Here is a 14,324-nt window from a genome sequence, read left to right as displayed (position 1 = left end):
CCCTATTAAGATTCATTGCCACGGAACGCGAGCACGGCGCGGTCTGTAGTGATTTGACTGTGACCGCTTTGCACTGTGCGCAATAACATGACGGGTTTACTCGCGGCGTAACTCATAAAACGAATGGCCTCGCCTGCTTGCCAGCCACCACCAAATGCGCCAGAACGAATAATGAAGTAAGGCTGCAGGGTTAGCGGGTTGACAGGTGCAAAGTCATTAAGCGTGTCGCCCGTCGCAATTTGACCTAGGCGGCGACCAACACAACGGAATGCGGTTGCACTGGTGAAGATCAATACCCAGTCCTCATTTACTGCAGTGTCGTTACGGACCTCGATGGGAAAATCGACAGTATTCATGTTGCCTGTTGCGGGTGAACCATCGAGATCCCAATTGTTAGCCCATGCCGTCATATCCCGCACAGTGCCGATACGGGCCTGTAAGTCTCCAAAATTTTGCACACTCGATACATTGGCACCAATGGGATAGCTTTGACTCAGAGGGGACGCAAGGATTAAGGCTTGCTCTTGTACGTCTGTTACTAGCGCAATTTCGCCAATGGTATCGGTGAGAATGAATGGCGCGGTAAAGCCAGTAAAATCGCTATTGAGAGTGACAACACCTGTCGCCTTAACCCATGTGTAATGGGTATTGGCCAGCGTCCAAAGTGATTTACCCTCAGCATCGGTAATATCAACAAAGCGTGCATTGGCGCGAGCGTTATAGGTTTGGGCTGGCGCTGGGCTGCTCAATACCTGTATTTCAGTCTGTTGCACCGAAATCGTGTTCCATGCGGTGAATGCATTCACCACACCGCCGTTCTTAATCCGCAATGGGTTAAGGCCGTATAACTCGGGTGGTGGTGAAAGTGTGACAGTCTCACTAATGTCATAGCGCAGCGTGGTTAAGTCCACGGCTTGTGCAAAGGTTAACTGCACATTTGCATCCGTGATATTGCCGCTAATACCTAAGCCGGTGATCACGCCTGCGCTGTCACTTGAGCCCGATAACAGGGTGTCACCTGCAGCGTTGCTAATGGTGACATAAAAGGTGTCATAAATTGGGCTGTCGGTGGCTAACGCAAAGCTGACGGTATTGGCTGAGGAAGTCGATTCCTCAATCAAACAGTCATAATGCACAGTGAAGTCACCACGGGCATCAAGGAACTTAGTGACTGCGCCAGTATGGTAATCAAGCTGTGCCAAACGCACACCACCGCTGACAAAGTTGCCGCTAGATGTTTCTGTCATGCCGACACTACCATGGGCAGTATTTAAAAATGTCAGCACCATTTTAGTGGTACCGAGTGATATCTTTTTAAAATCAGGGAATGCGGCGGCGCTGCTATACAAGCCATATTTTGCGGCGGAGATGTATTCAATTGTCAGCGTATCGACACCTGGTAAGCTAGAAGTAGTATTGGCTGTGATAGTTGTGCCTGTGACGCTTAAATTCCAATAGGAAAAATTTGCCGCCGTTATTCTTGGCTTAAAACCCAAAACCTCATTAACAAAGTCATTATTTAAAATATCAGGCACTTCAAAAATATAGGTAAATTGACCGTAAATATAAGGCTGTGAAACATTGTTTTTGATAACGGTACTGGGCACATCACCATTACCACTCTCAACAATACTTTTACCTGTCAGTGGATTAACCGTTTTTACTTTTGGTAGCAATTCAGTTTGAGTCGATTCAACAGCCAAAGTGTTGGTTGTTGAGGCCGCAGTAAGTTTGGTTACGCCATGATATTTAATGCCATCGTTATCACTGGTGTAACGCAACTTGGTACAGCCTGACTCACCGTTGATTGTTATATCGTAATTAGGTGTGATAAACGGAATGGCAGGCTTAAACTTCACTATGCCTGTGGCACCGCCAGTGACCGTTTCTTGAATTTGGCAGAAATGCTCAAACCGTGGATAAAGAGCACTTTCGGCACCAGGGTACTCAACAGAAATAACAACGGTTTGTCCCTGCAGTAATGTGACGTTCGACCAATACTCAGTCCCATTAAATAGATAACTAGATTGCAGATACGACTTAGGAAAGGTGTCTTGCCCTTCAAGAAAGCCAATCAGTCGATTACGGATCAACTGGCCAGCACGAACGGATGATTCTAGAATCTCAACCATATCGGTCATGCGGTCAGCATCGCCTAATGTGGCGGCCTCTGCGATCAATAAACTGACTAGGTCATCGGTTGGCTTTTGGCTAATGAACACATGACCATCGAGCAAAATCGATGTATCAGGGGTATCGAGTGCAGGGTAACACTTCACAATATCAACCGCTGATTGCGCGTGATCTATGTCTGAAATGGCGCGAAACAGTTCGTTAAGTTTGCCAGACTCAACCGCCAGCTTGGTACGTTGTCCACCCGCATCATCGCTTGAGCCCAATTGCTCTGGTTTGAATACTTTTAAATCAGCGCGAGAGATTGCCATAGATAGCCTATAAAGTCAGAAACTTAAGAACCACGTTAGTGAGCTTTTCAAACCCGCCAACTTCGTCAAATAAATCCTCACCCGTTATGGGTGAGCCTGCAGTGTTATCCCAAACCACGTTATAACTGGTGCCTTCATAGGCCAACGTGAAGGCCGCTAATGTGGTAGTGGCATGGGCTTTTAGTTGTTCAAACTCAGTGCGCAGCATCCATCCCGATTTGGTGCCTAACTCCATGGCAATACCGGCTGGGATAATTGTTTGCTGCACCAATGGCGCGCCGTTTAAGGCGCGCTTCATATTGGCCGCAACGCGGGGCGTGTTGTCGCGGTTTAGCCACAGCAAATCCACCGCGATATCGATGCTATCGATGGTTGTCATAGGGACCTTTGATTAATTGAGGCGAATAACAGGATTGGCTAACCGCCAACAGATTGCAGGCGTTTGATCTCGTTCATCAATTCAGTGACGAGGCTGCGCTTCATTTGGGCGTTAAAAGTGCTATTGCCAACCTGCAGTTGCAGCACTTGCATATCTGAAGTGTTAGCCACAGATTGCGTGCTGGTTTGGGTATTGGCTTGCGTGTTAACGGTAGCGGTTGCTTGAGTTTGAGCCGCTGCCTTAGCAGTCGTAGCACTGGCTTCGGCTTGCTTCTTCGCCTCGGCAGCGCTTTGCTTATCGGTTGCTTGCTGAGCCTGCAGGGCCTTACGTTCTAAGTCTTGTGCCTGCTTAAGATCACTAAGACTTTTTTGCAGTTTATTGATGAGCTGACTGTCACCGTATGCTTGAGCTGTGGTGATTAAATCGTTCACTTCCTTTAGCTCACTAGCAAACTTACGCTCAGCAATATCCTTCTGGTTGCCCAAAGCGGTATCGAGCCGGTCTTGAATATCCATTGTGGTTTTATTAATTTCATCAGCCAATTCTCTAAAGCGTGAACGGGCTTCATCGATCGCTTTGTTGAGCGGAACAAGCTGATTATCAGAAAGCCTTACAACAGAGTTATTAGCGAGATCAGCAAGTTCACCTAGCTCTTGCAAGCTGAGTGATCCACTCTCGATTTGAGTGACCCAATCACGCATCCGAATGGCATTATTGATTTCACGCCTTTCGCGTTTTTGGTCAGCACCCGCGATTTGATTATCCAATTGCGCTAACCTTTCGGTCATTGCTTGGATAGTGGCATTTGAGTAATCGTATTCGGTATTCAGCGAAACAATCACATCACGCGTGGCGGCAGCACTTCCCCTAAAGTCATCAATCGTACTTAATTGTTCCGCGATAACTTTAGCATTTTCAATACCAGCGGCAGTATTATCCTTAGTGGCCTTAGTGTTTTCCTTCGTTGCCTCGGTATTTTCATCAGTCTTTTTACTGCTTTCACCCACCACTTTATTGACTTCACTCAACGTCCCTTTGAGTATTTGTGATTGAGCATCGTACTCTTGCTTAGTTAATAAACCCGCCCTGAAATTTCGATCCAATGCTTCAAGCTGCGCTTCATAGTCACGCTGCAATATCAACAGTTCAACATAGGTCGCGTTCTCTATCTTGGATAGCTCAACAGACTCGCGCTTCAGATCAGCAAGGTTGGCTTCTTCCTTTGCCAACTTAGCTTTTATAAGGGTGAGTTCAGCCGAGGCCTTACTGTCATCTTTTAAAGCCGCTTCAAGATCACGAACCTCTTTCTCGGTCCTTAATATTTTTTCTTGCAAGTCTAGCTGTGCATCAGACAACAACCCTGTCGCGGCAATGGATTTATTCGACTGCTCAACGGCTTTAGTATGTGATGCCGCTAACTCTTGCAGTGAAATATTGAGTTCTTTTTCGGTCAGCAAACCCTTTTCGTACTGCGCTTGGAGCTCTTTATGCTTAGTGATAAATGCCGACGTTAATTCCGTTTGAGTGACGGCTTTAACATTACTGTTATCCACCTCGACGTTGTAAGCTTTGATAGTTTGATGCAGATTAGCTGAAGCTGTAACTAAATCATCAGCACTCAATTTACCCTGTTCATATAAACTGTTTAGGGTAGCTTGCTTAGCTTCAATATCTTTAAGTGCTTGTGCATAAGCCTTAGTTGAATCATTTATAGCCCCCTGACTAGCAGCAAGCGCATCGGCGGCTTCGGCAGCCTTCTTATCTTCTTCTGCTTTTTTCTTACTTGCATCTGCAGCTTTATTTTTAAATTCAGCCTCGATTTCAGTTTCGCGGTTCGCACGAACTAATGTAGCCGTTAATTCACGATAGGTTTTTTCAAGGTCACCATTATATTTCCCCGACAATAAGATATCGTTTAACTGATTGCGCTGGGCGATTGATAGTTGGTCAATTGAGCCACGATATTTAACAGCTGTTTTAATTAACCCCTCGTAAGCAATGGATGACTCCCCTTTCATCCGCTTAGTTTGATTAGTAATATCATCTAAATCACGGGTAATTGATTCTTGAATCTCTTTGCTACGTAGCTTGCTATCTTCGACCTGTTTTGCAGTGACATATTCAATACCCATTATTTTACTGGCAATAGCCAAGATAGTTTTCTGGGTAGTATCTAGTTTGCTTAACTCTAGGGTCATACTATTAACGCTTACGCCAATAGCATTTAAACCATTTGCAAAGATTCCCATTGTTAAGTCTAGCGTTTCAAAGCTATTACTGGTGCCTGCAATAAAGTTATTGACGTCACCCAGTAATTCAACAAAGCCTTTCCCAATTTCTGGTAAGTGTTCTAAAAGCTTTATCACTTCCCGATCAACTGCATCCAAAGCAGCGCCAGCGGCACGAATAGCAGCATCAGTTTCATCTGAGAATGCTTGGCCGATTTCACTCGTTAAACCGTGGAATTTGTTTTGTAAGCGGCCGATTGCAGACTCTTGATCAGCATAAGCTTTAATCGCTTCCTTCATATGGTAATCGCCAGCAGCATAGGCTTTATTACTTAGCTCTAATGCAACTTTTAGACGATCTGTACCATCCGCTAATACACTGAGAACGCCTGTCGCCTCAGTGCCATCAATGCCCATCGATTTAAGGGCATCAGAGACTAATCCGCCTTCGGCCTTAACCTTTTGTAAGCCCTCAAGGAATTTAACCAATACCTTTTCAGGCGCATCACCGAGATCTTGCTCAATCTGCTTAGCAGTTAGCCCGGTAATCTTAGTTAATCGCTCAAGTGAATCGCCGCCTTTTTTGCTCGCTTCGTTAATCTCAGCGCCAAGGCGTTGCATAGCCGTTCGCGAACGTTCAGCTGGTTGGCCTAACTCTGCCAGCGTAGTACCAAACGCCGCAGCCGCAGCAGAACCCAAGTTAATTTCACGGGTACCAGAAACAATCTCCTTGGTCATCTGCACAATATCAGCTTCGGTAATCGCAAAGTCGTTACCAAGCGCTACCACAGCCGAGGATAAATTATGGATCTCAGGGATACCTTCTTGAGTCATCCCTAAAATTCTGGCCAGCATGGTTGCCGCTTCATCGCCGGCTAAGTTGGTTGATAACCCCAACGCATCAGCCGCAGCCACCAAGCTAAGAATATCTTCAGTCGATTTAGTGCCTAACTGGCCCGCCACTTCCGCCATGCGCAGCAGCTCATTCGTGCTGGTAGGGGTGACGTTTTCGCTGAGGTTTTTAAGCTCATCTGCCATTTTCACCACAGTATCACGGGCAAGGTTGGTGGTTTTTTCAACCTTAGTAATAGCGGCTTCTAACTCACCGTAGTTTTCAACGCCACTTTTTACCGCTTGCACCGCCTGCTGTGCCGACAGCAATACCGCATAAGCCTTAGCCAGCGTGCTCACCGCCTTGGTGGTGAGGTCAGTTTGCGCGTTGGCGACCTTGGCCGAGTTTTTAGACTCAACCAATAACCTATCGTGCTGCGCTAATTTATCGTTAACCCCTTTAAGCGCGGCTTCTGCGCCAGCTTGTTTGGTTTTTAATTCTTGGCTGGCATCTGCAAGCTTACCCATATCAATGCCGGCTTTATTGAGCACGGTTTGTTGTTTGTCTAACTCCGCTTTATTGCGACCAAGACTAGAGCCGAGTTGATTTAACTCAGTCCGCGCGCTTTTAACCTTGAGCGCATATTCGGCTTTATTACGGCCAGCCTTTTCAACTTCGGTACCTAAGCGCGTTAATTCGCTACGTTCTTGCTCAAGCTCGTTTGCCAACTTGGTCGCACTGGTGGCGGTATTTTTTTGCGCCGCTTCAAGCTGCTGCAAATCGGTTTTAGCCGCGGATAATGCCTTTGCTTGTGCTTGGCTGGCCTGTGCACCTTTATTTTGAGTCGTAGTTAAACGCTCAACTTCGGCGCGAGCGGAGGCAAGTTGGCTATCATAGCTAGCCAACTGCGCCGCAGTTTGGCTGTATTCAGTTTCAAGCTTAGCCGTTGAGGCAGCCGCATCTTGCTGCGATTTCTCAAGGTTTTTTGCCTCAGTATTAGCCTGCTTCTGCTCTTGCTTTAACTTATCGAGCGCTTGGGCGTTATCAACATAGGCGCGTTCGCCTTTATTGATAGACTCAGTAAGCGAGTCTATCGCCTTAATAGCCTCTTGCTGGCGCTTTAAATCATCAAGTTGCTCATTGAGCTTTTCGCTTTCGCGCCCCAACTCCTGCAACGCTTGCTCAGATTTTTTGGCCTCTGCAGAAAACAGATCTTTGCCTTGAATAATTAAATTCACTTCTTGGTCTTTAAAGCTCATTTATTATCCTCATATCGTAAAAATAAAACACACGCGCACGAAAACGGCTGTGATCGAAATGTCTCGACCACAACCAATTAGTTTGTAAACTCAGGGACTAGGTGGGTTGGATAAGGCACATAATGGTGGCCGCTTCCTGTGACGCGGTAAGGTCAACCTTGTTCAGCCCACCGCTTTAAATCAGTTAACTGATAAGTAAAATTGACAAACGCGCCTTAGCGGGGCGATACTATTTCGGCATTGGCAAAATCCAATGCCGGGATTCGTACCCCGCTGTATCTAGGCGCAATTGTCGCCAGCCTATCGTGCTGGTTTTTTATTGCGTGACTCGGCGCACCACTTCTATGGTGAGCTGGGTGAGGCAGCCATTTGGCTGGCCGCTTCCTAGATGCGGTAGTACGAACCTTGCTCAGCTCATCACCCAATGATTCGTACCATTTGGTGATGATTACTCACGATATCTAGGAGTGACACCCATGAACCTACAACAGTCTAAAAACACCCCCACACAACTGGTATTCATTAACGGCCAGCAAACCATTACTAGCTCGCTGATCGTTGCCGATTATTTTGGCAAAATGCATAAAAATGTTTTGCGTAAAATTGAAGAAATCCTTGTTGAGGCTCCCAGTGATTTTACGTCAGCTCATTTTCGAGCTAACGTGCAAAATCAACAGGTTGGAACCAGTCAGCGCGATTTAAAGTGTTACCAAATGACCAAAGATGGTTTTATGTTTTTAGTCATGGGATTTACGGGTGCCAAAGCCGCCGAACTGAAGATCAACTTCATTAATGCCTTTAACGAAGCCCAAGCCCGCCTCTCCCGCACCCAAAGCCCGTTTGAACGTCAACGCATGTTATTTACATGGGAAGGCGGTAAAATTGTCAGCTCGCAGCCCATCGATGATGATCAGTTTGTCACTCGGCGCGATAAGCTGGTCAACTATATCCGCGAACCACGCTTTTTATCCCTTGAGCAGTTAATCGAAATTAGCGAAGCCGCTAACCAACAAATCGCCTGTATCGCGCGTATTGGCCGCGAGCAAGCACGGTTAAGTTAAAAAGCAAAGCGTTGTTATTGCTTTGATTTTTAACCTAGCAAAAAGGCTCACAGTATTGAATAAATGCTGTGAGCCTTTTGTTTGAGACAGGTTATGCTGCGCTACGGACGAAGAACTTAGACTTACCCGTGGCAACGATTGAGCTGTCAGCGAGTACAGCACCTTCAATATCGAAGCTACCGTAATCGGTACCGATCAAGTCTAAGCCTGATGTGGGTGTGGGCTTCCACTTATAAAACTTCAGCATCCACGGTTTACCGGTTGAGTCGTTAATACCGTCAACAACCACACTGACCGTTTTGCCTGATTCCGTTAATGCCTGCAACGCATTACCCGCTTGGCTGGTGTAGCCAATGGTTAATGTTTGGCCTGCTGTAATGGCGCCAGTCGATAACGCGCGGATACCTGCGGCACTGACAACATAATCTTCATCAAGTACATAAGTCACATCACCCGCTTCATTTTTAACAACAGGGGCGATACTGGTATCAATCATTTTTGCGGTTTGCGCTAAGCCATCGAGCACAGCGATAATTTCTTCATCTGCGACGGGTGTTGCAGTTAATACATCAATCTTACCGCGCATAGCTAGCGCTAAGTTCTCGTTGTTAAAATCGTAAAAGGTCGCACTTAATTTTACGGATTTAATCAACGTTACTTCATCGGCATAACCACCGCCACCACGGTAGTTGGGCAAGGATTTAGTTTCTTGTTCGATAGCGAGCTTTACGCCGCTCACGTTGCCACAGTCACGGCCATCGATATAGACGATCGCTGAGCCGATGTAACTTTCGGTTACTATTTCACTCATAGTGAGTCTCCAAATTTAACGGTATTAACAAGGGATAGGGTGATAACCGCTAGGCCATGTTTTTCATGGGCTTCGGGCATGATGTACTTGCAGGGCTCAGACTCTTTAAAGCTGATCACAGAGGGCAACCAACTGGGTTTTTCGGTATTACGTTCATCTTTATAGAACGTACTCCGAATGGCGCGAACCAAGTTAATGAGATCGGCTGTCGGGTTGGTTGACTTGGTTAGATTGATACCCGCTACCACTTGCAGCACCAAATCATCACGGTAATTATCGCGACCATTTACCGAACGAGCTTCATCAGTGAATGGCTGCAAAAAGATAAACTTCTTTTCAGATGCGACTGATTGCACATAAAAACCTTCGCGCACAGTGGCGCCGTCAACCAGCGCAAGGCGGTCTAAAATTGCTTGGATCATGGGGCTGTCCTTTCGGTATTTATCCTTTAGGCATTAACGATTAGCGTACTGGCCATATTTATTTCGCAGATGAGCAATAATCGGCGGCTCAATATCGTCGCGGATCTTGCTAAAACTGCCTGCCACTGAAGGGCCGTACATCGCTTTTTGTCCTTTAAGCTTTCGCCAACTGTTATCACCTTTGTGGCGTTGGAACATGATTTGATTGCCATTGCGACCAATCAAGGTAAAGGTGCCTTTAAACCATGTAGGTTGATTTCGTAGCGCACTGATCATGTGACCGTCAGGCCGAGAGCCGCCGTTCTTTCCGGTGCGGGTTAACGCTCTGGCAAAACGGGTTAATGTGCTGGCACGATAACGAGCGGTGATAAACCCTTTTAAACTGCGTGGGTCAAAACTGACAGACAGATGCTGCTCAATGTAACTGCGGGAACGGAAACCATAACGGGCAAAGATCGCATCGACTGCCGCTTTTTCACCAAACTTTACCGAGTCCTCAATCGCCCGTTTAATCGCTGGCGCTTGTGCATCACGAATGCGGTTAAGTTCCTTTGTTACCGCCTCCATGCCTTCAATCTTTATGCGTGCCATTGGCTAGGCCTCAAGCGGAATATAGATAAAGGTCACGCTGACCGAATCCATGCTTACCCGTTGGGTGAGGCGTCCTTGCTGGGCGCTAATGCCCTCACCTATCGCAAACTCATCACCAGAATTTACCGTCCCTTCGGATTGTAAAAACTCGGCACGACTGATTAGCTCGGGGACATATTCATTAGACGAGGCCGCAATTTCAGCGCCGTTATCATCCAAACTCACCAGGCGAGTAAATGGCGCGGAGCCATCGCTTGGGGTAAAAAGGCACGGATCAGCCAAACGCTGAAACAGCCGCACCATTTTACCCCGCACGCGATCGGCAAAGTGGTTGCCAACGTTAGGCATTGATCTTCACCCAGACCGACGTTGATGGATTTGCCGCAGCAGCCCATACTTTGCCAGCTAAGGTATTGCCCGTGGCGAGTGATGTGATTTCATTAGCGGTGTCGTCCCAATACACGGCTGCGCCAACTGCGAGCACATCTGTGGATTTTTTAGGGAGTTCAAACACGCCTTCAGTTACACCTGTACCTTCGGTATCGGCGGCAATGGCGCCAATCGCCACAACTAACAATGTGGCCAGTAATACCGCTTCACCACTGGCAACCGCGGCGGTGGGCGTAAAGCTGATGGTCTTGCCATCTTGTACATAATTTTTCATGAGAGTGTTCCTGCTTAAAAACAAAACTGAATAAAAAAGGGCTATCGTTTGATAGCCCATTTATGTCGGTTTAGCGCTGCTTACACGCCAGTTGATTTCACCAAACCACGGTAATCAAGCGGCGCCACACCCGCATCGATACGCACCTTGGTGGCTACGCCGTCGATAGTGAAGCCTTGTTGCTGCTCAATGTAAGGCGTGTCGATGCCATCAAGGTAAGCCACCTCAATGGTGTCGCGGCCTTGACCCGCAGAAAGGAACCACTGCACCGCGCTGTTATCATCTAAACGAGGCTCAGCAATCACTTCGGCAAAGTTTTGGATTGGGTTAGCAATACCTGAATTCACATCGGCACCTTTAACAGAACTGGACTTAATGATCTGGTTAAACGTGGTTTCAAGCGCTACAGGGCACAGTACAAACTCAGGGCGAATATTCAGGTGGCGATTACCCGATTTTTGCTTACGCATTAACATGCGATTAGCATCGAGGGCCGCCACACTTGGCGCTCCAGAACCTAAGTTGCCGTGTTCATTATGGAACAGCGTTTTGCCATCAGCCATTGCGGGATTTTTGGTTAATACCGCATATACCAAATCGCCAATGGTGCCTTTAGCGGCAAAGCCCATTTTCATTGGGATATCAGTCAACATACTCATATCGTCGTTGATAATGGCCTGACGGGTAATGCTGAACAACTCGCCATAGGTAGCCAGCGCGATTTGTTGCGCATGGTCGCCAACGGTGACGTACTTGTATTCCGCACCTTCACGTACTTGGCGCAGGCTATTAAAGTCACCAAGGCCGATACGTTTAGCGATATTAAAGTTGCCTAGTTGACCTTTTTTGGTCCAACGCTCGAAGGTTTCTTCGGCGGTTTCCCAGCCCATTAACACTGATTTATTAGCTACATCTAACAGGATATTGCCAAAGTCGCTTGAGCTGTGGGTAAAGGCTAAGCCGACCATCTCCATTTTGTTAAATCCAGCGCAACCAATGCCGCGATCCAACAGTGAGGCGCGTGCCAACTCAAGCATAGAGTAGCTCGAATAGTTGTTGCTAGCTTCAGCTTTTGTATGGCCGGAACGCGCCATTAACTGAGCACGAATTGAATCACCCACGATGTTACCGTTGCTGGCATGAATAATGACACTTTTAGGCTGCACGGCGCACGGCGTAGTGTTCTCACCCAACTTTGCCAAGATCATGTCTTTGGCTTTATCAGCATTGATGTTGGCATCGGCAATACACTGATTACGTAACTCTGCTAACTCAGGAAAGAAAGTAAATGCCGCATTGATACCGTTCATACGCTCAGTATTAAACGCAATCGCAGCCGCTTGAATAGCAGAGGTATCAGGTTGTGTTGCTGCTGGCGCAGGCAACTGAGCATTAGGTGCTGCTGGTGCTGGCACGAGTGGGTTGGGAGCACTGTTACCCTGCGGTGCAAACAGGTTTTTGAGAGCTTCAGGCATATTAGTAAAATCCTTAAGACGTTTTGAATTTAGTGATGCCGCCATTTGCAGCGGATCGGTGAGGGTGTTGGCAAAACCTTTTTCCACTGCTTCGCGCCCAGTTAGCCAAGTTTCAGCCGCTAACAGGGCGTGGAGTTCATCTTCTGACAAGCCTGTTTTATGTTGGTAGGCGCCCACTAAATTGCCTTCAACCTTATCGAGCAAGTCGGCGTATTTGCGCATATCTTCGGCATCACCGAGAGTTCCGCCCCAAGGCTTATGCACCATCATCATGGCGTTTTCAGGCATGATGACTTCATCAAAAGCCATGGCAATCACACTGGCCATCGAAGCAGCAAGGCCATCGATGTAGCAAACTTTGTGCGCTGGATGGCCTTTGATCATGTTGTAAATCGCCATACCTTCGAATACATCGCCGCCTGGCGAATGAATACGGGCGGTAATGGTACCCACTTTGCCTAGGGCCTGTAGATCACGGGCGAACTGTTGCGCACTAATGCCCCAGCCGCCAATCTCGTCATAGATCATTAACTCGGCATTACCGTTTTGGGCTTTGAGGCTATACCAGCTATTGGCGGGTTTATTACTCTGGTTCAGCGTTGCGACGGGCACGCTCAGTGCTCCGCTTGGCAGCATTGCGCTTAGCATTACTGATGCTATTGGGGTCTTTTTCACTGTTAGGATCTCCTAGCGAGGGGTCGGGGTCATTGGCCGTGACCATGTTGTTTTCGCGGTTGTAATCCACCTCACGCTTACGCTGGCGTTTTACTTCTGCAGGATTACGGCCACGGGCGCGAGTCCAATCGGCTTCGGTTGCGACATTGGCAGCGATCATCATTTCCCAGCCTTCGGCCTCTTTGCGTGGGTCAATCCATGGCATGGTGGGCCCGTAGTACACGGCATCAAATAAGGTGCGCATGTCGAGATCAGGCGGTAGCACTAATGGGTCCTGCTTGTTGTGCATTTCCATTTTGAGAAAATTGCGGAATACAGGCCGCGACCAGCCAGCACAAAACCACTGCTGCATAATGCGGTTGGATTCGTCTTGCTCAACCAGCTCTTGGCGCTGGCTTGAATAACTGCCGTTATAGTCACGGGCAATGCTGGAATAGCTGCCACGGGTACCGGCTGCGGCGGCTTTTAATTGGCCGTTACGAAAATCAACTAAGTGCACATTAGGCCGATTGGATTCAATCATGCCAACATCTTCACCGGGCTTGAGATCATCGAAGGTCATGCCAGGTGCAATGGGAATTTCGCGGCTTGACGATTCACCACTTGAGTCAGGAACAAACATGGCGGCATCGCCGCGCTTGATGTAGAACGCCAGCGCGGCCGCAATCCGAGCCGCTACTCGCTCAGATTCCTCATAGTCTTTAATATCGCCAAGGCGGGTTAAAATGCCGTGGAATAACGAAGCGCCACGCAGCTGGTGCAAACGTTTAAATAAGCCTAAGTGCATCATGCTCGATGCTGGTATCACTTTGGTTTTGTAGCGAAAGCCAACCTGATCCGCTGGGTGATCGAGCAATACGTGATAGTTAACTACTTGGCCCCAGCCGTTCACCTCAAGCCCTTGCCGTACCCGCTTTGCTGGTTCGTTTAACTCGTAGGGGATAAAGTCTGCTTCTAAGGCTTCAATACTGTATTGAGTGCCTTGCTCATTTGGGTGGCCGAACTTAGCCACTTTACCCATCACATGCTGGCCGAACACATCACCATCACGCAGGGCGCTACGTAACACCAAGCGTTCTAATTCAGGGCGACTAAAGCGGCCAGTAACGTCACACTTAAGCGACCATGCACCGAAACGGCGTTGAATATCGTTGGCTAAGTCATCAAGGATTTCACCGCTAATACTGCGCGGCTGCGGTTCGACCACAATCCCTTGGGCACCGATCACCCGTTCTTCCATGCGGTCGAGAATGCCAATGCTGAGATCATGATTTTCGTCTAACCAGCGCGCTTGCTCACGCAGGCTTTTACCTGCTGCAAATACCGCTTGGTTAGCGCCGCGACTTTCCTTTTTAGCGCGATGAGTACGGCTTGGGCTGGCGGCTTCATACCCTTTCAGGTTGCGGTAGCTCATTGCGGCCGCTTCACGCTGTAATGCTAAACGCGGGGCAAATATCGCCAGCGCATCATTGATAATGCTCAT

At 47.8% G+C, this 14,324-nt stretch carries 11 protein-coding genes; 1 reads left to right on the top strand and 10 read right to left on the bottom strand.

Going from position 1 to position 14,324, the window contains the following annotated elements; all coding sequences use genetic code 11:
* Nucleotides 1-5 precede the first annotated feature (5 nt).
* Genes Q4Q54_RS11050 through Q4Q54_RS11040 form a run of 3 tightly spaced genes read right to left on the bottom strand, consistent with a single transcriptional unit; the run spans nucleotide 6 to nucleotide 7,142 of the window.
* On the bottom strand, nucleotides 6-2,444 hold the full coding sequence (locus tag Q4Q54_RS11050; protein ID WP_311988459.1) for a hypothetical protein: 2,439 nt from the start codon (nucleotides 2,442-2,444) through the stop codon (nucleotides 6-8).
* 7 nt (nucleotides 2,445-2,451) lie between these two features.
* Nucleotides 2,452-2,823, bottom strand: a complete 372-nt coding sequence (locus Q4Q54_RS11045; RefSeq protein WP_311988458.1) for a hypothetical protein — start codon at nucleotides 2,821-2,823, stop codon at nucleotides 2,452-2,454.
* A 38-nt stretch (nucleotides 2,824-2,861) separates the two neighbouring features.
* Nucleotides 2,862-7,142, bottom strand: a complete 4,281-nt coding sequence (locus Q4Q54_RS11040) for a phage tail tape measure protein (RefSeq protein ID WP_311988457.1) — start codon at nucleotides 7,140-7,142, stop codon at nucleotides 2,862-2,864.
* Nucleotides 7,143-7,618: 476 nt separating this feature from the next.
* Between Q4Q54_RS11040 and Q4Q54_RS11035 the strand changes: the two genes are divergently transcribed.
* The gene (locus Q4Q54_RS11035; protein WP_311988456.1) at nucleotides 7,619-8,203 is read left to right on the top strand and encodes a Rha family transcriptional regulator; all 585 of its coding nucleotides are present in this window, start codon (nucleotides 7,619-7,621) and stop codon (nucleotides 8,201-8,203) included.
* Between the two features lie 91 nt (nucleotides 8,204-8,294).
* On the opposite strand, the gene Q4Q54_RS11030 is transcribed toward Q4Q54_RS11035, so the two are convergent.
* The 7 genes from Q4Q54_RS11030 to Q4Q54_RS11000 form a co-directional block, all read right to left on the bottom strand.
* Entirely contained in the window at nucleotides 8,295-9,014 is a 720-nt protein-coding gene (locus Q4Q54_RS11030; protein WP_106649474.1) for a hypothetical protein, read from the bottom strand.
* Nucleotides 9,011-9,436 carry a hypothetical protein gene (locus tag Q4Q54_RS11025; RefSeq protein ID WP_012088287.1) on the bottom strand — a complete coding sequence of 142 codons (426 nt, stop codon included), beginning with the start codon at nucleotides 9,434-9,436 and terminating at the stop codon, nucleotides 9,011-9,013. Before Q4Q54_RS11025 ends, Q4Q54_RS11030 begins: the two co-directional genes overlap by 4 nt.
* A gap of 33 nt (nucleotides 9,437-9,469) precedes the next feature.
* Nucleotides 9,470-10,027, bottom strand: coding sequence for a hypothetical protein (locus Q4Q54_RS11020; RefSeq protein ID WP_311988455.1), 558 nt, complete (start codon nucleotides 10,025-10,027; stop codon nucleotides 9,470-9,472).
* Between the two features lie 3 nt (nucleotides 10,028-10,030).
* Entirely contained in the window at nucleotides 10,031-10,375 is a 345-nt protein-coding gene (locus tag Q4Q54_RS11015; RefSeq protein WP_311988454.1) for a hypothetical protein, read from the bottom strand.
* A complete protein-coding gene (locus Q4Q54_RS11010) occupies nucleotides 10,368-10,691 on the bottom strand; it encodes a DUF2190 family protein (RefSeq protein WP_012196684.1) in 324 nt (107 codons plus the stop codon). The genes Q4Q54_RS11015 and Q4Q54_RS11010 overlap by 8 nt, the downstream gene beginning before the upstream one ends.
* A gap of 80 nt (nucleotides 10,692-10,771) precedes the next feature.
* Nucleotides 10,772-12,841 carry a ClpP-like prohead protease/major capsid protein fusion protein gene (locus Q4Q54_RS11005; protein WP_409438287.1) on the bottom strand — a complete coding sequence of 690 codons (2,070 nt, stop codon included), beginning with the start codon at nucleotides 12,839-12,841 and terminating at the stop codon, nucleotides 10,772-10,774.
* The gene (locus Q4Q54_RS11000) at nucleotides 12,750-14,324 is read right to left on the bottom strand and encodes a phage portal protein (RefSeq protein ID WP_311988453.1); all 1,575 of its coding nucleotides are present in this window, start codon (nucleotides 14,322-14,324) and stop codon (nucleotides 12,750-12,752) included. Before Q4Q54_RS11000 ends, Q4Q54_RS11005 begins: the two co-directional genes overlap by 92 nt.

It is taken from the genome of Shewanella sp. SP2S2-4, from assembly GCF_031932025.1.
GTDB lineage: Bacteria > Pseudomonadota > Gammaproteobacteria > Enterobacterales > Shewanellaceae > Shewanella > Shewanella baltica.
Note: the sequence above shows the minus strand (reverse complement) of the source record. Positions and strands in the feature narration are given on the sequence as shown.

Coding starts and splice junctions, on each gene's coding strand:
- Q4Q54_RS11050 (WP_311988459.1), bottom strand. CDS start 2,444: ATGGCAATCTCTCGCGCTGATTTAAAAGTATTCAAACCAGAGCAATTG.
- Q4Q54_RS11045 (WP_311988458.1), bottom strand. CDS start 2,823: ATGACAACCATCGATAGCATCGATATCGCGGTGGATTTGCTGTGGCTA.
- Q4Q54_RS11040 (WP_311988457.1), bottom strand. CDS start 7,142: ATGAGCTTTAAAGACCAAGAAGTGAATTTAATTATTCAAGGCAAAGAT.
- Q4Q54_RS11035 (WP_311988456.1), top strand. CDS start 7,619: ATGAACCTACAACAGTCTAAAAACACCCCCACACAACTGGTATTCATT.
- Q4Q54_RS11030 (WP_106649474.1), bottom strand. CDS start 9,014: ATGAGTGAAATAGTAACCGAAAGTTACATCGGCTCAGCGATCGTCTAT.
- Q4Q54_RS11025 (WP_012088287.1), bottom strand. CDS start 9,436: ATGATCCAAGCAATTTTAGACCGCCTTGCGCTGGTTGACGGCGCCACT.
- Q4Q54_RS11020 (WP_311988455.1), bottom strand. CDS start 10,027: ATGGCACGCATAAAGATTGAAGGCATGGAGGCGGTAACAAAGGAACTT.
- Q4Q54_RS11015 (WP_311988454.1), bottom strand. CDS start 10,375: ATGCCTAACGTTGGCAACCACTTTGCCGATCGCGTGCGGGGTAAAATG.
- Q4Q54_RS11010 (WP_012196684.1), bottom strand. CDS start 10,691: ATGAAAAATTATGTACAAGATGGCAAGACCATCAGCTTTACGCCCACC.
- Q4Q54_RS11000 (WP_311988453.1), bottom strand. CDS start 14,324: ATGAGCATTATCAATGATGCGCTGGCGATATTTGCCCCGCGTTTAGCA.